This is a genomic window from Candidatus Aquiluna sp. IMCC13023 (assembly GCF_000257665.1).
GTDB lineage: Bacteria > Actinomycetota > Actinomycetes > Actinomycetales > Microbacteriaceae > Aquiluna.
This window is the reverse complement of the sequence record NZ_AJKR01000002.1, coordinates 508,782-526,003: the sequence shown is the minus strand read 5'-3', so window position 1 is coordinate 526,003 and position 17,222 is coordinate 508,782. Positions and strand designations below refer to the sequence as shown.

Here is a 17,222-nt window from a genome sequence, read left to right as displayed (position 1 = left end):
ATTTGGGCTTAGGCGGGGCGCGAAGAATAAACAACGATTGGGATAATCATTGGCTTGCGACGGTGTGCTCTGGCAACCCAGGAACCAACTGTTTTCCGAATTACCTGCTGAAAACCATAGGTGTCTCTAACGCCGTCGGCTGCGGCACGCATCAAGGCTGTCCGAACCTCCGGGAGGATGTCGTCAAAGACGTGATCCTCCTCGGCGTAGGCCCGAGCCTTAATCTCCGGGCCTTCAACAATCTGGCCGCTTGCCTTGTCAACAACTACAAAGATAGAAATAAAGCCCTCTTCGGCCAATATCCTGCGGTCCTTGAGGTCGTCCTCGGTAATCTTGCCAACGGTCTTACCGTCAACGTAAAGCATGTCACAGGCGACTCGGCCGACTATTTCGCAGATCCCGTCAGCCATGTCAATTACGGCACCATCTTCAGCCAATAAAGTTCGCTCCACAGGAACTCCGGTTTTAATAGCGAGGTCAGCATTTGCTTGCAGATGACGGAACTCGCCGTGAATCGGCAGCACGTTTTTCGGCTTCAAGATGTTGTAGCAATAAAGAAGCTCACCAGCTGCCGCATGGCCAGAAACATGAACCTTTGCGTTTCCCTTGTGAACAACGTTGGCACCAATTTTGGTGAGCCCGTCGATGACGCGGTAGACAGCGTTTTCATTGCCTGGAATCAGTGAACTTGCAAGCAATACCGTATCGCCAGGTCCGATTTGAATTTGGTGGTCCTGTCTAGCCATTCTTGAAAGCACCGCCATCGGTTCTCCCTGGCTACCGGTGGACATGAAGACCAACTTGTTATCCGGATAGTTTCCAGCTTTTCGAATATCTACTATCTGCCCATCCGGCACCTTCAAAAACCCAAGCTCAGCAGCGATGGTCATGTTTCTTACCATGCTGCGGCCTACGAAAACAACCTTGCGATTATTTGCGAGCGCCGCATCGATAACCTGCTGAACTCTGTGGACGTGTGAGCTAAATGAGGCAACCACGACTCTTCCCGGAGTCTTAGCAATAACGTTCTCGATAACTGGCCCAATGTCGCGCTCAAGGGGCGTGAAGCCCGGGACATCGGCATTGGTGCTGTCCACCATGAATAGATCTAGCCCCTCTTCGCCAATCTTCGCGAACGCCCGAAGGTCAGTGAGCCTGCCATCCAAGGGCAGCTGATCCATCTTGAAATCTCCGGTCGCAAGAACTGTGCCAGCGACGCTCCGGATTATGACGGCCAAGGAGTCTGGGATTGAATGGTTTACTGCAACAAACTCAAGTTCAAAAGGCCCCATGCGCTCTATTTGCCCGGCGGCAACGGTATGAGTCAACGGCGCAATACGGTGCTCTTTGAGTTTCGCCTCAAGGAATGCCAGGGTCAAAGTGGAACCCAAGATCGGTATGTCTTTTTTATGACGGAGAAGATACGGCACTCCACCTATGTGGTCTTCGTGCCCGTGCGTAAGAACCATCCCGACGATGCGATCCAGTTTGTCTTCCAGGTAACTAAAGTCAGGGAGGATTACATCCACTCCAGGCTGCGTCTCCTCGGGAAACAACACACCGCAATCGACGATCATGATTTGCTTATCGAGCTCGAAAACGGTCATGTTTCGACCGATCTCTCCTAAACCACCAAGTGGGATGATTCTCAGAGTGCCCGGCTTGAGTGCCGGTGGAGACTGCAGCTCCACTATCTGGTTGTCCCAGCTACCTTGGGCAGCGCACCGCCAGCGGCGGCATTTCTATCAGGACGGAAGTTGTCAAAACTCAAGCCAGGTACGCTTTCAACCTGGTCAATGCCGGATTCAATTGCAGCAGCCTCGCTGTCCTCTGGTCCCACCAGTGGCAATCTGACTCTTGGTGAACCAATAAGCCCTAAGCCGTGCAGTACGTACTTTGCGGCCACTGTACCTGGAACGTGGTTCATAACTGCACGCTGCAGCGGCTCAAGGGCGTTATGCACATTGAGGGCAGCGTGGAAATCATTTGCATTGGTGGCATCGATCATTTCCCGGTAAGCATGCGGAGCAATGTTTGCAGTGACTCCGATCAGGCCGGTGGCACCCACTGAAAGATGAGGCAGCGCGTATGAGTCATCCCCTGAGAAATACATCAAACCTGTTTCCAGCATCAGCCTTGAAACCTGTGCAAGGTCGCCCTTGGCATCCTTGACCGCAACAATATTTGGGTGCTTGGCTGCTCGATGAAAAGTGTCATAGCCAATTGCAACCCCTGTGCGACCAGGAATGTCATAGAGAATCACCGGAAGATCAGTTGCATCGGCAATCATCCTGAAGTGGGTGAGAATTCCAGCCTGAGTCGGCTTGTTGTAATAGGGCGTGACGATCATCACGCCATCAGCTCCGGCTTTCTCGCTGGCCTTATAAAGCTGAATCGCATGAGCGGTCTCGTTGGATCCTCCGCCGGTGATAATCTTGGCCCGGCCAGCCGCTACAGACTTCCCAACTTTCACAAGCTGAATCTTCTCCGCATCAGTGAGGGTCGATGTTTCTCCGGTGGTGCCGGTGATGACAATGCCGTCGGCTCCGTTTGAAATGACGTAGTCCATGTGTTTTTCGGTTGCATCCCAATCGACTTCACCATCGTGAGTCATTGGCGTGACGAGTGCCACCAGCACTTGCCCGAAAACGTCGCGTTCCTTTATAACCATCCCGATAGCCTACCGTTCGAGGAACAGGGCGCCTAAGGCGCGACTCGACCGTTTTCATTGAACGACTCGTAGCTCAGTGGCATTAGCTTTGCCCAGGCATCTTCCATCTTCTCGGCGCACATCTCTATTTCACGCTGAGGAAACGATGGGAAGTGCGTGCCTTCGCGTTTGGTGCGAAGTGACAGGAAATTCATTAGAGCGCGAGAGTTCATCGTCACATACATGCTGGAGTAAATATTTACCGGCAACACGATTCTCGCAACCTCGCGAGCAACTCCGGCCTCCAGCATGCGCTGATAGGACTCGTAGGCAGCGCGTGTAATTGCCTGTGTCTCCTGGACTACTAGAGCAGTCTGCTCAATGGTTCCGTCCTCAAAATCATAGGCACCGGGCTTTCCAACCTGAACCAGTTTGCGCTCGGGACCTGGAACGTAAAAAACTGGCTGCAGTTCGCGGTAGCGACCAGATTCCTCGTTGTAGCTGGCGATTCGGTGCCTCATGAACTCGCGGAAAACGAAAATAGGAGCCTGAACATAAAAAGTCATTGAGTTGTGCTCAAAAGGAGAGCCGTGTCTATCTCGCATGAGGTAGTTGATCAGTCCCTTATCGCGCTTTTCAACCTCGGCGCCAGATTGCATAGCGCTCTCAAGAGTCTGCTCCCCTTGAGTCGAGACCCGGGCAGCAAAAAGAACGTCGGCATCTTGAGCGCTTGATCTAACAAGCTCAACAGTCACATCGCTGCGGAATTGAATTTCGGTCATCTGATAACCCTAAGCCAGCCCAAAAGTAAAAAAGCGCAACACTCCGTATTTTCGTCTTTGTGTCACCTACGCTTTGTTAGGTGGATTCAACAATCGCCCTTTCAATCGCCCTAATCGTTCTGGCAACAATTGCTGGACTTGTCTACCGATTTTTTCGAGGTCGTGGACGCAGCGTCTCAGGAGCACAATGCATAAAGCTTCAAAAGCTTAAGATCCTCAAGGACGGCGAAGAAATATCCGAGTTCGGTAAAGAAGCTACGGTCGTTTTGTTTTCCACAGAATACTGTGGCCAATGCCCAGCGGTTAGAAGATCGCTTACAAAACTCGAGTACCGAAAGGGTGGGCTTTTATTTATTGAGGTCGACATCACCCACAGGATAAACCTGGCTGCACATTTCAACATAAGTCAGACTCCAACAGTATTTATCTTGAATCCGGCTGGCGAGATTCGCTTCCGGATTGGCGGGACACCAAAACCAAAGACCATCGAAACCGAAATAGAAAAACTAGGAGTGAAATGACTACTAACAATCACGTAGACCCACGAGGACCGAGATTTGGCGCCGCTATCACCTCGGTGTTATCCCTAATAGCTTTTTACCTAAGCCTTTCCAACCAATCGCTTGCCTACGGAATAGTTGTAGCGCTGGGGGTGCTTTTCACCTGGTCGCTAGTTTCCCCAAGTACCCACCCATATGGCTGGTCGTTCGCCAAATTTATCCGGCCCAACTTGGCTGCCCCCAAAGAACTAGAGGACCCAAGGCCACTGAAATTTGCCCAGCAAGTCGGACTAGCGTTTGCGCTTCTTGGAATTATTGGCGGCATCTTTAGCGCGCCGCTAATAACTGTTTCAGCAGCCTTTATTTTTATTGCGGCTTTTCTGAATGCTTTTTTTGGACTGTGCCTAGGGTGCCAGCTCTATCTACTGATCCGCAGAGTCGGGATCATTCGCTAGCTGGATTGCTTTCCTGATGGCAGCACGCGCATTCTTGCGCTCTCCGGCAGCATCATGAGCCTCACCCAGTTGGAACCAAAGGCTCCAGTTTTTCGGGTCCTTAGTAACTGCATCTTGAATTCGCTCCAGCTCTTTATTAGCTGAATCTTTGGTGGCTCTTCCGCTGGCCCGAAGTTCAAGGTCCAACCCCGGGATATCTAGGGAAATTAGCCGCCGTGAGAGCCTCTGGGCTTTTAGGCCAAATTGCAGCTCAGCAAATAGCGCCCAGAGCGCTACTAGCGGCAACACAAGAATCGCTAAGCCCATCGCAACAGCTATGAGGCTGGGTTCTTGGAGCAAGATGATACCCCTACCGAGCAAGGTGAAAACATAGAAAAGAGTCAGGGCCAGCATTAAGCCGACCCAAATTTTGGTGATCATTTTGCCAGGACGTTCTCCAGGCCAACAGTCAAGCCGGTTGCGGTTTGCGCGAACTCAATTGATCGAAGGATCCCAAGAGAGTAGGCCCTTGGAGAGGAAACGTCGTGTGAAATAACTAGCTGTTCCCCGTCAGCACCAAAAATAGTGTCCTGCTTTGCAGAAATGCCCTTCTGACGCAGGGAGTGAATAACAACTCCTGCGTGAACTACTCCCCTGCCAGGCTGCCCAACCCCGGGAATTAGATGCTGTGGCAAGTCTTTTCTAGCATCGGCAATCAACTCGGCGGTACGGATTGCAGTGCCGGAAGGAGAATCAACTTTTTGCTCGTGGTGGGCCTCCATAATCTCAATCGAGTCGAAGTACTTTGCCGACATCGCAGCGAAGCGCTGAGCAAGCATCGAACCAACCGAAAAGTTGGGCACTACTACAACGGCCGACTTGGGGTTTGCTTTCAAAGCTTTTTCTAAAACTGCCAGCTTCTGCTGACTCCAGCCAGATGTTCCAACAACGGTTCTTAGACCGCTCTCAATCGCGAACAGGACCAGTGATTCAGAGACTGCCGGGTTAGTAAAATCAAGCACAACGTCGGCACCCAGCATCTGCTCCTTGGGTGACGAGGAATCCAGTGCGGAATGCAGCTTCAGATTGCTGTCTGCATCGATTACTTGCTTGGCAAGAGCTCCCATGCGACCTGTGGCTCCGAGTACTGAAACATGAATCATGTTAGAAAACCTATCCAGCTAATTGTTTGAGTGCTTCTAAGTTAGGCCCAACCGCAACTAGAGCGGAACTATTTGCAGCGATTCGAGCAGCGACGGTCTGTATCTCCGAGATGTCAACCTCCTGGAAGCGCTGCAGTATTTGTTCGGTAGACAAAAACTCTCCGCTGCCGATTTCGGCAGACAACAGCCGGTTCATTCTTGCCAGCGAGCTTTCGTAGCGAAGCGCTAATCCACCGGTAAGCGAACCGAGAGCCAAATCAAATTCCTCGCGGGAAACCCCGTGCTCTGCGATTGAATCGAGCCCGGATTTCATTAGCTGAGTCACTAAAGTGGCGTTTTCAGGACTGGTTCCTGCGTAGAGCCCAAAGTAACCGGCATCGGCATAGCCCTGCTGGTAAGAGTAGGTCGAATATGCCAAACCGCGTTCTTCTCTGATTTCTTGATAAAGCCTTGAGGACATTCCGCCACCCAGGATGCTGCTCATCAAACCAAGCGCATACCTGTCCTTGTCCATGCCCTTGATGCTCTGGTACCCAAGAAGAAGATTCGCCTGCGAAAAATCATGATCCAAGTTGGTGAATGGAATAGTTTTAGGCATCTCAAAAGCCACTTGAGAACGGCGCTCATTTGGATTTGCCTCGGCATCTAGCCATCCGACTTTCGCAAGCTCTTGCTGAACCAGCTCGACGAGCGCTTCGTGTGAGACTCCTCCGGCAGCTGTTACCACAAGGTTCTGCGGAATATAGTGCTGGCGGTAATGCTCCATAACCTGCTCACGGGTCACAGCAAGGATTGTTTCCTTAGTGCCACCAATTGGCCTACCAAGTTCATGATCGGGCAACAGGGCACTTGCCAGTGCCTCATGAGCCAAGTCCTCGGGATCATCCTCACCCATGGCGAGCTCCTCGAGGATTACAGTCCGCTCAACATCAAAGTCGTGCTGACCAATTTTCGCCGAAGTGAACATGTCAAGAATTACATCTAGCGCCAGCGGCAAAGCCGAGTTCATGACCCGTGCGTAGTAGCTGGTGTATTCCTTGGCAGTTGCAGCGTTCGAGGATCCGCCAACCGAATCGAATGCGACAGATACATCTTTAGCATTTCTTCGGTCAGTTCCCTTGAACAGCAAGTGCTCAAGAAAATGCGTGGAGCCAAATGTTCCGGGTAGCTCATCTCTCGAGCCCACAGCCACTGAAGCCGCTATCGCGACAGACGGTGCCCCTGGAATTTCCTCACTTAAAATGCGAACACCGCTGGGCAGCACGGTCCTACAAATCCGTGATGCCTCAGCGGTGAAATCGCTTGAGTCTAAAAGACCTAGCCTCAATTATTACTCTTCGCTCGCTGCGTCATCCTCAACAACAGGTGCGAGTGACAACTTGCCTCGGTCATCAACCTTGGTGATTTCAACCAAGACTTTTTGACCGACGGTCAGGACGTCCTCGACATTTTCAACGCGCTTGCCAGCCGAAAGCTTCTTGAGCTCGGAGACGTGTAATAGCCCGTCCCTGCCTGGCATCAGCGATACAAATGCACCGAATGTTGCTAGCTTCACGACGGTTCCTAGGAAACGCTCGCCAATTTCTGGCACGTGAGGGTTAGCAATCGCGTTGATGGCAGCCTTGGCCGCATCAGCGCTTGGTCCGTCAACTGCACCGATGTAAACGGTTCCGTCGTCTTCAATTGAGATGTCAGCGCCAGTGTCTTCTTGAATCTGGTTAATCATCTTGCCCTTTGGCCCGATAACTTCACCGATCTTGTCAATTGGAATCTTGACTGCGATAACGCGAGGTGAGTACTTGGACAGCTCATCTGGCTCGTCGATAGCTTCCGCCATGACATCCAAGATGAACAAGCGAGCTTCCTTGGCCTGCGTAAGCGCCTTAGCTAGCTCTGCGGATGGAATTCCATCCAGCTTTGTGTCCAACTGAATCGCGGTGATGAAGTTGCGAGTACCGGCGACCTTGAAGTCCATGTCGCCCAATGCGTCTTCAGCGCCGAGGATGTCAGTTAGTGCCGCGTACTGGGTCTTGCCGTCAACGGTGTCCGTGATCAAACCCATCGCGATTCCAGCAACTGGAGCGCGCAATGGCACACCGGCGTTTAGAAGTGCAAGGGTCGATGCACAAACGGAACCCATTGAGGTTGATCCGTTCGAGCTAAGAGCTTCTGAAACCTGACGAATTGCATACGGGAACTCATCACGTGCTGGTAGAACTGGCATTAGAGCCCGCTCTGCCAGGGCACCGTGACCAATTTCGCGTCGCTTAGGGGTACCAACGCGACCGGTCTCACCAGTTGAATACGGTGGGAAGTTGTAGTGGTGCATGTAACGCTTCGACTTCTCTGGAGTCAGTGCATCAAGCTGCTGTTCCATTTTCAGCATGTTCAGCGTTGTGACACCCAAGATTTGGGTCTCTCCGCGCTGGAATATTGCTGAACCATGGGTCCTTGGTATCACTCCAACTTCGGAGTCGATTAGACGGATGTCACTTAGTCCACGACCGTCAATTCGGATTCCCTCTTTTAGAACCCTAGTGCGCATTGCCTTCTTGGCAACTGCCTTGTATGCGGCTGAGAACTGAGCCATGTCTTCTTCACTTAGCTTCGCAGCTAGTGCTTCCTTGACGCTCGCCTTAAGTGCATCGTCAGCATCCTGACGCTCTTGCTTATCGGCAATCTGGTAAACCTTGGCGACCTCGGCTCCGGCAGCTTTTTCAACAGCTGCTAGTACCTCGTCGGTATATGGCAAGAACACTGGGTAGTCAGCTGTTGGCTTTGCAGCCTGCTTGGCAACATCGTTCTGTGCTCTAACTAGTTCCTTGATAAATGGCTTTGCAGCCTCAAGTCCCTGAGACACGATTTCTTCGCTCGGCGCTACAGCACCACCGGCAATTAGGTCCCAGCTGTTTTCAGTAGCTTCTGCTTCCACCATCATGATTGCAACATCGTCGCCGTCTATAACTCGACCGGCAACAACCATGTTGAACACGGCGTTTGCAAGCTGTGAATGCTTAGGGAAAGCAACCCACTGGCCATCGATCAGTGCCACGCGAACACCGGCTACTGGGCCAGAGAATGGCAAGCCAGCTAGCTGAGTGGACATTGACGCTGCGTTGATAGCAACTACGTCGTAAAGCTCATCCGGCTCAATCGACATAACAGTTACAACAACCTGAATTTCGTTGCGCAAGCCGTCAACAAACGAAGGCCTAAGCGGCCTATCGATCAAACGACATGCCAAGATTGCGGCGGTGGATGGGCGACCCTCACGACGGAAGAATGAGCCCGGAATTTTACCCGCGGCATACATGCGCTCTTCAACATCAATTGTGAGTGGGAAGAAATCGAAGTGATCCTTCGGTGCCTTTGAGGCTGTGGTGGCCGAGAACAACATGGTCTCGTCATCAATGTAGACAACTGCTGCACCAGCTGCTTGCTGGGCTAGGCGTCCGGTTTCAAAGCGCACAACGCGCTTTCCGTACTTTCCGTTATCAATAACGGCTTCTGCGAATTTAATCTCTGGGCCTTCCATGGCCCCTCCTTATTTATCTGCGCAGCGCAAAGCCCGATCCACTTTCAGTGAAGTTTCGTGCGCGCTAGAGGTCGGACCTTGCCCGATGAAGTGCTGATCGTCAGTAAAAAACTCTGGGTCTGAACCCAGAAACTTCCACCGAAGACCCGCCTTCTAATCCTCGTTGTTACAAGCCTAACAACCAAAGAGTAAAAAGCCTAGTAATGAAAAACCCCGGCATTTCGGCCGGGGTTAGTCAAATCTCAAATTTTACGGAACTAGCGACGAAGTCCTAGTCTCTCGATTAGCTTGCGATAACGGTTAATGTCAACGCGCTGCAAGTAACCAAGAAGGCGGCGGCGCTGTCCAACGATTAGCAGCAAACCACGACGTGAGTGGTGGTCATGCTTGTGGTCTTTTAGGTGCTCGGTAAGGCCAATGATTCGAGAGGTCATAACTGCAACCTGAACTTCAGGCGAACCGGTATCGCCTGGCTTAGTTGCATACTCTTCGATGATTTGAGTCTTTACCTGTGGGTCTAGAGCCATTGCTGATCCTTCCGATCCGCTGCGCGGCGCGTCAAACAGGTTGTCTGTCGCTCTCTTAATCCGCGGCCGTTACACGGCAACCTCAGAAGTCTAGGCATAAAAACTGTTTTTGGCTAGGCGGTAGTGCCCTCATCGAGTGAATCAAGCGGCTCTGGTTCAACATATTTGTTCCCGTCATAAAAACTCTTTGAGGTCTTTAGAACCAAAACCAAGAAAATAATGAAGACAATGGCAGCCAGCGCGAGGATCGGAACAATCAGGAATACCAATGATATCAAGAGCTCAGGAGAGAACTCTTGCCCAGAAGGGTAATCATTAATCAAAACGATTGCACCGATGGTCGCAAAAATGGAGTAAGCCGCCGGAACAATGATTAGGAACAGCCACTTTGCGCTGAAGCCGGCATCATGGAGACGTCTTGCCAGAATCGAGAGGTTCGGCAAAAAAAGAACGAGCGAAGAAATAGTAGTAAGCGGAGTGAAGTCAGTGCTCAGCGATTGTATATCGGTCACCGGGTCGCCTGTGGTCGCAGCCGTTGGCCAAATCACGCCTTCAATTGTCCCAAGCACTAGCGCCAGCAGCAGAGTGAATAGCACCCAATACCAGTACTGAGCCCGGCTGGCCTTGCCCTTGAAATTCACGTAGTTCTTGAACCCGCTTGAAATCGCTCCTACAAAACTCATAGCTAGACCCTACTCCCCTAGCACTCGCCTGCAGGCTTCAACGTCGGAGCCGATCTGCTCGATTAGTTTTTCCATGGACTCATATTTGGCCCAGGGTCTGACTTGCTCGACATACTCACAAGTCACGATCTTGTCATAAAGGTCAAGATCATCACGGCCGATAACGTGGGATTCCAGAAGCCTTGGAACGGCCTCTATGGAGTCGTTAGTCCCCACCGAATGAGCCGCCGGATAGCGAACACCATCCGCGTATAGCCAGCCGGCGTAAACACCGTCAATCGGCAACAGCCCCTCGCTGTCTCGAGCAAGGTTTGCGGTTGGAAAGCCTATTTTTCGGCCGATCTTACGGCCATGTTCAACCATGCCCTCGGTTTGATGATTTCGTCCAAGCATGGCGTTTGCAGCCTTGATATTTCCAGAAGCAATCGCTTTTCTTATCTCGGTGCTAGAAACCGGAAGGTCGCCAAAGACCACCGTGGGAACCTCTTTAGCCTCAAAGCCAAAGCGCTCACCAAGTTGCCGAAGCTCAATAATGCTTCCGGATCCCTTGTGTCCAAAACGAAACCCTTGCCCAACCAGAACCAGCTTGGCCCTGATCGGCATCAAGTGACTCACCACAAACTGCTCTGGGGACAGGTTTGCCAGCTGCTGGTCAAAACGCAAAGTTATGAGGGCGTCGGCCCCAAGCAACTCTAAAATTCTCGATTTTTGAATTGGTCCAATAATTGCCGCCGGCTCGGTTCCCGGCTTCAAGAAAGCATCGGGGTGGCGATCGAAAGTTAGAACCGCTGCTGCCAGACCGGCCTCTTCAGAAAAATTCACGAGTTCACGGAACAACTGCTGATGCCCCAAATGAATGCCGTCGAATTTACCTATTGCAACTGCTGTGTCGGCGAATTCATCCGGCAAGCTGGAGTTACTTAGCTTCAGCATTTTGCCTCCTCAGCCAAATCAGGCCCAGCACTGGCAACACGAGTGGGATAAAACCATAACCGACGCCAAAGCCCGACCAAACCGATGGATGACCGAACAGTTCTGGCAACAAAATCGAGAGCAAGCCAACGATTATTACCCCTGCCAGTTCAAACCGAACTGCCAACAACGCCAGCGCGCGATACTTTGCAGGCTGAGCGAGTGAAAAGGTCGCGACTATGTAAACCACTGCGGCAACAGCTGATAATAAATAAGCAACCGGAGCCTGATCAAATTCTCGAATTAGCTGATAACCGGCTCTGGCCGACGCTGAAAGTGCAAAGACTCCATAGACGGCGACTAAAACCCTGCCAACACCCATTGATTTTGTCATTAATTCTCCAAGACCAATCTTAGATTGAGAAAGGGTTGACCCCGGTCCAGATTTGCTGCATTCTGACCAACATCACGGCGATCGTAAGAACTGCTGCGCCCAAGACCACGGTTGACCAGCGATTTCTTTCAACCAAAGCCCAAACCGCTCCGGCAATCGGGACCATCAGGGCGACTATTAGGTAACCAAAAAACTCCCAAGTGTCGATTACGGCGAACTGACCAAGAGAAACCAAAACAATCGAGAGAATCAACTGGACTAGAAGACCCGCCTCAACTCCGATCGCTAGCCCAAGGGAAAATCCACTCGGTGCTTTGCCGATTAGCCCCAAAAAAATCAGAATCAACCCGGCAGCGACTGAATACCAGGCCAGAATCAAGAAAAAGGCGTCTATCACTGCTCCTCCTGGAACACTGCTATCGACTTGTATTGAGAACCGGTTTTTGTGGCAAGAGCAATCAGTTGCTGCTCGCGAATAAGTGCGATTTCAGGCTCAGCTGATTCCAATTCGATTTTCTTGCCGTGTCTAAGGTCGCGTTCCTGGTCGCCGGAAATCTCGAAGCTCGGGAACAACTTCGATGCAGCATCAGCCAAGCTGACCCAACGAGGCTCCTCGGTGATTGCCGTCGCATCACCAATCAAAAAGGAGGCTACTTCAGTTCGACGAAGCTCAATCAAGTGACCGCCGACTTCGAGTGCTTGGCCCATGTCCCTTGCTAGTGCACGGATGTAGGTCCCGGAACTGCACTTAACGCTGATGTCAAAATCAACCAAACCATCATGGTGTCTTGGCTGGCTGGTGCGAGTAAATTCACGAATAGCTATTGACTTGGGCTTTAGGTCAACCTCTTTACCCTGTCGGACCAAGTCGTAAGCCCTCACGCCATCAATCTTTTTGGCGCTAACACTCGACGGTATTTGATCAAGCGGTCCGGTCAAAGACGAAATGACCTTATCGATTTGGTCGGCAGTGACGCCTGAAGCATCTTTAGTCTCAAGGGCTTCCGACTGAGAATCATCGCTGAGGGTTGATTGCCCCAGCCGCACGGTAGCGGTATAGGCCTTGTCTTGACCAAGCAGAAACTGGAGTAATTTGGTGCCTTGGTTTGCTCCAAGCACCAGGAGACCGGTGGCTAAGGGGTCCAAGGTTCCGCCATGCCCGACTTTTTTGGTGCCGAGAATGCCCCGCATTTTTGCGACAACGTCAAAAGAAGTCCAGTCCTGGGGCTTGTCAATCAGAACTAGGCCATGCTGCATTAGTCTTCCTGCGGCTTTTGGATGTAAGGGTCGGCATCGCCCGCGTGCTTGGCACCCTTGGCAAGTTTCCCTAGTTCCCCGTCTCGTCTTTTGGCCTCAGCCAAAAGTTCGTTCAAGTCACCAGCATTTTCTGGGACATCGTCGAGAACAAGTTCCAGGGTTGGGGTCATTCTTATGCCCAGCTGTTTCCCGATCTCTCCCCTGAGTCGACCGGTGTTTTTCTGCAGAATAGCTACCGTGGAAGCCTTGTCGGCATCGGAACCAAAAACAGTGTAGAAAAGTCGGGCCTGCATTAGATCGGGGGTAACTCGAGCGTCAGTGAAAGTAACGAAACCCAAATCAGGGTCCTTGACAACCTTCGCTAGCGCAGAGGCCGCCAATACTTTAATCCGCTCTGCAAGACGCAGTGCTCTAGCGTGATCTGCCATTAGCCCCTCGGCTTCTCAACCATCTCGTAAGTTTCGATGACGTCATCGATCTGCACATCGTTAAAGCTACCCAGTCCGATTCCACACTCGAAATCAGTCTTTACCTCAGTGGCATCGTCCTTGAATCGCTTCAGTGACTCGACCTTGAGGTTCTCGCCGATTACTTCGCCGTTTCTCAAGACTCTTGCCATAGCGTTTCGACGCATTAGGCCGCTTCGAACATATGAACCAGCGATGAGGCCGAACTTGGAGGACTTGAATACTTCTCGAACTTCGGCTGTTCCCAGCTGAGCCTCCTCGTATTCAGGCTTGAGCATTCCCTTGAGCGAGTTCTCAATGTCCTCAAGGACGTTGTAGATGACGGTGTAATGACGAATGTCGACACCTTCACGGTCTGCTCGTTCCCTCGCCTTGTTATCTGGGCGAACGTTGAATCCGATAATTACCGCCGAGTCGACAGTTGCTAGGTTTACGTCAGATTCAGTGATTGCTCCAACACCGCGGTGGATGATTCGCAGCTGCACTGAGTCGCCAACGTCAATCTTGAGCAAGCTGTCCTCCAGAGCCTCAACGGCACCTGAAACGTCACCCTTGATGATCAAGTTCAATGATTCGACCTTGCCATCCTCGAGAGCCTGAGTGAAGTCTTCTAGTGAAAGCTTCTTTCTGGTCCTTGCCAGCATGGCGTTTCTGTCGGCAGCTTCACGCTTTTCTGCGATCTGCCTTGCCTGGCGCTCGTCCTCGGCAACCACGAAAGTATCTCCGGCGCGCGGGACTGACTGAAGACCGAGAACCTGAACCGGTCTTGATGGAGTCGCAAACTTAACCGGATCTCCGTTCTCATCAAACATCGCTCGGACTCGGCCGTAGGCTGCACCGGCAACAATTGCGTTACCAATCTCTAGGGTTCCTGACTGAATCAAAACCGTCGCAACGGAACCGCGGCCCTTGTCTAGGTTTGCCTCAATGGCAACTCCACGAGCTGCCCTGTCGGGGTTGGCTCGAAGATCTAGAGCTGCATCTGCAGTCAAAAGCACTGCGTCAAGAAGCCTGTCGATACCGTCACCCTTCAGCGCAGAAACGTCTACGAACATAACGTCTCCTCCGAATTCCTCGGCAACTAGGCCGAATTCGGTTAGCTGCTGGCGAATCTTCGCAGGGTTTGCACCCTCTTTATCAACCTTGTTGACGGCAACCACAATTGGAACTCTTGCAGCTTGGGCATGGTTCAAAGCCTCGATGGTCTGAGGCATGACGCCGTCGTCCGCAGCAATAACCAAAATGGCAATGTCTGTGACTTCGGTACCTCTGACTCGCATGGCAGTGAAAGCCTCGTGACCCGGCGTATCAATAAACGTGATCGCTCGATCTTTACCTTCGTGAGTTGTGTGAACCTGGTAGGCACCTATGTGCTGGGTAATTCCACCAGCCTCACCGTCGACAACATTCGCATTACGAATAGAGTCAAGCAGCCTGGTTTTTCCGTGGTCAACGTGTCCCATGACTGTCACGACTGGAGGTCTTGGGGAAAGCGCTTCATCTTCTTCTTCTTCGATGCCAGTCGAAATATCCAGACCGAAGCCCTCGAATAGCTCTCGCTCTTCATCTTCAGGCGAAACAACCTCGACCTTGTAGCCAAGCTCTTCACCAAGAATCTGGAAGGTGTCTTCGTCCAGGGACGCTGTCGCAGTCGCCATCTGTCCCAAGTGGAACAAAATGGTGATCAACTGAGCGGAGTTAGTGCCAATCTTGTCTGCGAAGTCCTGAATCGAAGATCCACGACGAACTCGCAACACAGTTGTTCCATCGCCACGAGGCACCATTGTGCCACCAAGGCTAGGAACATCTCTTTGTTCAAATTCTTCGCGCTTTGTTCTTTTTGACTTACGAGATTTTCCTCGGGAACCGCCTCTACCAAATGCTCCTGCGGTGCCCGCTCCGCGACCACCACGGCCGGCCGGGCCTGGTCTTCCGGCCGGAGGTCCAAACCCTGGCTTCTGTCCCGGTGCTCCGAACGCTGGCGCTCCACCTGGACGCGGTGCTCCGCCGCCTGGACGCGGTGCTCCGCCGGCAGGTCTTGGTGCCCCTGGTCGTGGTGCTCCTGGTCGTGGTGCTGACCCGGCAGGTCTTGGTGCCCCTGGTCGAGATCGCCCCATGCCCTGGTTTGCAGCAAATGGGTTGTTTCCAGGTCGAACCATCGGGCGCGGTATTCCCATGCCCTGGTTCGAAGAAAATGGATTGTTGCCGGGTCGAGGTGTGCCAAGCATTGTTGCGGCGGCGGATTTCTCCTCCACGACTGGCTCTCCGGCTTCCGGCGCAGAAGCCGGTTCTGGCTCGACTGCCACGGGGGCAGCAGGCTCAGTAATGTCTGAGGGTTTTGGGCTCTCGGCAACAGCCGGGGCTTCTGGGGCAGGCTTAGCCTTTGGCTTTGCTGGCTCCTTCTTGGCTGGAGCTTCCTTCTTTGGGAAAGCTCCCTTTAGCCTTGCAGCTACCGGTGGTGTGATTGTTGAAGAGCCACCTTTGACGTATTCGCCGAGCTCTTCTAATTTGGCCAAAGCTGTCTTGGTATCAATCCCAAGTTCTCTGGCAATGTCGTATACGCGTGGAAGCGCCACTTTTTTTCTCCTGTTCGGGGCCGACCCCAAACAGGGAAGGCCTTAGTTCTGAGGGGTTCTCATTTCGAGAAACTCATTGTGTGTCAGCCATGTTTTGTGCCTGATTTCTAAGCCATGTCTCAAGAGACTCCGAATTAGAGTCACCCAAGGCGCGAACTAGACCTTTTCGATCAAGCGCCAGCCGCAAACATTTTTCATGAACCCAAGCCCCTCTTCCGGCTAGCTTTCGCCGCTGGTCAAGAACAAAACTTTGATCCTCTGAAACAATTTTTAGCAGGTGCTTCATCGAATCTCGTTGGCGGCAGCCAACACAGGTCCGAATAGGCTCCATTCTAGGGCCCCTTACCTAATGACGCTATCCCTCAAGGATGCTATCTGGCTGAATGTCGATTTTGGCACCGGTCAATTTCGCTGCCAGGCGGGCGTTCTGACCCTCTTTGCCGATTGCCAGCGAAAGCTGAAAATCAGGCACTAATACTCTAACTGCCTTGGTTGCAGCGTCTAAAACGAAGCTGTCCGAGACTCTGGCTGGTGACAGGGCGTGAGCTACGAAGGTCGCCAAGTCCTCCGAGAAATCAACAACGTCGATTTTTTCCTCATTCAATTCCGCGCTAACAGCCCGGACTCGCTGGCCAAGTTCGCCAATGCAAGCTCCCTTGGCATTGATTCCGGGTTCTTTTGCAAAAACAGCAATCTTGGTTCTGTGGCCCGCCTCGCGAGCAACGGAAGCAATTTCCACTTGGCCGGAAGCGACCTCTGGTACCTCCATGGCGAAAAGTTTTCTAACCAAGCCCGGGTGGGTCCTGGAAACAGTAATCTGAGGACCTCTGGTTCCCATTTGAACGCTCGTTACATAGACTCTGATGCGACTTCCGTGCAGATACTCTTCGGTTGGAACCTGCTCTTCGGGAGGCATAAGCGCCTCGATTGAGCCTAAATTCACATAAACCATGTGTGATCTGGAGCCCTGTTGAATCTGGCCAGAGACTATGTCGCCCTCTTTGCCCTTGAACTCGCCTAACAAGCCTTCGTCTGAGATGTCCCGCATCCGCTGCGCAATAACCTGCTTAGCGGCGTAAGCGGCGACTCTACCAAAACCTTCGGGGGTCACTTCCTCTTCACCAACGGGCTCTAGGTCCTCATCGAGAGTGGATTGGAAGATTCGAACATGACCAGTTTTGCGATCAAGCTCGGCTCGCGCTCCCTTTACGGGTTCCGGAAAGCCCTTGGCGAAAGCAGCCAGAATGGCGGCCTCGATTATCAGGACTAGCTCGTCAAATGGGATTTCCCGCTCGCGCTCCAGTAGACGAAGAACTTGTAAATCGATATCCATGACTCGCCT

Annotated in this window: 19 protein-coding genes; 2 read left to right on the top strand and 17 right to left on the bottom strand. The window is 52.2% G+C overall.

Annotation, left to right across the window (positions count from 1 at the left end; all coding sequences use genetic code 11):
- Positions 1-8: 8 nt before the first annotated feature.
- The 3 genes from IMCC13023_RS03565 to thyX are packed head-to-tail and all read right to left on the bottom strand — an operon-like array spanning position 9 to position 3,432.
- Positions 9-1,691 carry a ribonuclease J gene (locus tag IMCC13023_RS03565; RefSeq protein ID WP_007541346.1) on the bottom strand — a complete coding sequence of 561 codons (1,683 nt, stop codon included), beginning with the start codon at positions 1,689-1,691 and terminating at the stop codon, positions 9-11.
- On the bottom strand, positions 1,691-2,671 hold the full coding sequence (gene dapA, locus IMCC13023_RS03560) for a 4-hydroxy-tetrahydrodipicolinate synthase (protein ID WP_007541344.1): 981 nt from the start codon (positions 2,669-2,671) through the stop codon (positions 1,691-1,693). The genes IMCC13023_RS03565 and dapA overlap by 1 nt, the downstream gene beginning before the upstream one ends.
- A gap of 32 nt (positions 2,672-2,703) precedes the next feature.
- Positions 2,704-3,432: an FAD-dependent thymidylate synthase gene (gene thyX / locus IMCC13023_RS03555; RefSeq protein ID WP_007541341.1), complete on the bottom strand. Its 729-nt coding sequence runs from the start codon at positions 3,430-3,432 to the stop codon at positions 2,704-2,706.
- Positions 3,433-3,512: 80 nt separating this feature from the next.
- Between thyX and IMCC13023_RS07010 the strand changes: the two genes are divergently transcribed.
- Together IMCC13023_RS07010 and IMCC13023_RS03545 are read left to right on the top strand one after the other, a co-directional pair.
- Positions 3,513-3,953 (top strand): TlpA family protein disulfide reductase, encoded by a 441-nt coding sequence (locus tag IMCC13023_RS07010; RefSeq protein WP_007541339.1) that lies wholly within the window; start codon positions 3,513-3,515, stop codon positions 3,951-3,953.
- On the top strand, positions 3,950-4,387 hold the full coding sequence (locus IMCC13023_RS03545) for a DUF4395 domain-containing protein (protein WP_007541337.1): 438 nt from the start codon (positions 3,950-3,952) through the stop codon (positions 4,385-4,387). Before IMCC13023_RS07010 ends, IMCC13023_RS03545 begins: the two co-directional genes overlap by 4 nt.
- Here the strand turns inward: IMCC13023_RS03545 and IMCC13023_RS03540 are convergent.
- The 14 genes from IMCC13023_RS03540 to nusA all read right to left on the bottom strand — a co-directional run bounded on the left by IMCC13023_RS03540 (position 4,355) and on the right by nusA (position 17,213).
- Positions 4,355-4,807 carry a tetratricopeptide repeat protein gene (locus IMCC13023_RS03540; protein WP_007541335.1) on the bottom strand — a complete coding sequence of 151 codons (453 nt, stop codon included), beginning with the start codon at positions 4,805-4,807 and terminating at the stop codon, positions 4,355-4,357. The genes IMCC13023_RS03545 and IMCC13023_RS03540 overlap by 33 nt on opposite strands.
- Complete coding sequence (gene dapB, locus IMCC13023_RS03535) at positions 4,804-5,529, bottom strand: 4-hydroxy-tetrahydrodipicolinate reductase (RefSeq protein WP_040324889.1); 726 nt, start codon at positions 5,527-5,529, stop codon at positions 4,804-4,806. The genes IMCC13023_RS03540 and dapB overlap by 4 nt, the downstream gene beginning before the upstream one ends.
- Positions 5,530-5,539: 10 nt before the next feature.
- Entirely contained in the window at positions 5,540-6,793 is a 1,254-nt protein-coding gene (locus IMCC13023_RS03530) for a M16 family metallopeptidase (protein WP_502685261.1), read from the bottom strand.
- Positions 6,794-6,859: 66 nt separating this feature from the next.
- Positions 6,860-9,064, bottom strand: coding sequence for a polyribonucleotide nucleotidyltransferase (locus IMCC13023_RS03525; protein WP_007541328.1), 2,205 nt, complete (start codon positions 9,062-9,064; stop codon positions 6,860-6,862).
- 257 nt (positions 9,065-9,321) lie between these two features.
- Positions 9,322-9,591: a 30S ribosomal protein S15 gene (gene rpsO / locus IMCC13023_RS03520; RefSeq protein ID WP_007541326.1), complete on the bottom strand. Its 270-nt coding sequence runs from the start codon at positions 9,589-9,591 to the stop codon at positions 9,322-9,324.
- A gap of 113 nt (positions 9,592-9,704) precedes the next feature.
- Positions 9,705-10,274 carry a DUF805 domain-containing protein gene (locus IMCC13023_RS07005; protein ID WP_007541325.1) on the bottom strand — a complete coding sequence of 190 codons (570 nt, stop codon included), beginning with the start codon at positions 10,272-10,274 and terminating at the stop codon, positions 9,705-9,707.
- 9 nt (positions 10,275-10,283) lie between these two features.
- On the bottom strand, positions 10,284-11,207 hold the full coding sequence (gene ribF / locus IMCC13023_RS03510) for a riboflavin biosynthesis protein RibF (protein WP_007541323.1): 924 nt from the start codon (positions 11,205-11,207) through the stop codon (positions 10,284-10,286).
- Complete coding sequence (locus IMCC13023_RS03505) at positions 11,191-11,580, bottom strand: hypothetical protein (RefSeq protein ID WP_007541321.1); 390 nt, start codon at positions 11,578-11,580, stop codon at positions 11,191-11,193. Before IMCC13023_RS03505 ends, ribF begins: the two co-directional genes overlap by 17 nt.
- 19 nt (positions 11,581-11,599) lie before the next feature.
- Positions 11,600-11,977, bottom strand: a complete 378-nt coding sequence (locus IMCC13023_RS03500; protein WP_007541319.1) for a hypothetical protein — start codon at positions 11,975-11,977, stop codon at positions 11,600-11,602.
- Positions 11,974-12,837, bottom strand: coding sequence for a tRNA pseudouridine(55) synthase TruB (truB, locus tag IMCC13023_RS03495; RefSeq protein WP_007541316.1), 864 nt, complete (start codon positions 12,835-12,837; stop codon positions 11,974-11,976). The genes IMCC13023_RS03500 and truB overlap by 4 nt, the downstream gene beginning before the upstream one ends.
- Positions 12,837-13,265: a 30S ribosome-binding factor RbfA gene (gene rbfA, locus IMCC13023_RS03490; protein WP_007541314.1), complete on the bottom strand. Its 429-nt coding sequence runs from the start codon at positions 13,263-13,265 to the stop codon at positions 12,837-12,839. Before rbfA ends, truB begins: the two co-directional genes overlap by 1 nt.
- Positions 13,265-15,880: a translation initiation factor IF-2 gene (infB, locus tag IMCC13023_RS03485; protein WP_040324886.1), complete on the bottom strand. Its 2,616-nt coding sequence runs from the start codon at positions 15,878-15,880 to the stop codon at positions 13,265-13,267. The genes rbfA and infB overlap by 1 nt, the downstream gene beginning before the upstream one ends.
- A gap of 73 nt (positions 15,881-15,953) precedes the next feature.
- A complete protein-coding gene (locus tag IMCC13023_RS03480; protein WP_040324884.1) occupies positions 15,954-16,211 on the bottom strand; it encodes a YlxR family protein in 258 nt (85 codons plus the stop codon).
- A gap of 24 nt (positions 16,212-16,235) precedes the next feature.
- The gene (nusA, locus tag IMCC13023_RS03475; protein ID WP_007541305.1) at positions 16,236-17,213 is read right to left on the bottom strand and encodes a transcription termination factor NusA; all 978 of its coding nucleotides are present in this window, start codon (positions 17,211-17,213) and stop codon (positions 16,236-16,238) included.
- Positions 17,214-17,222 lie beyond the last annotated feature (9 nt).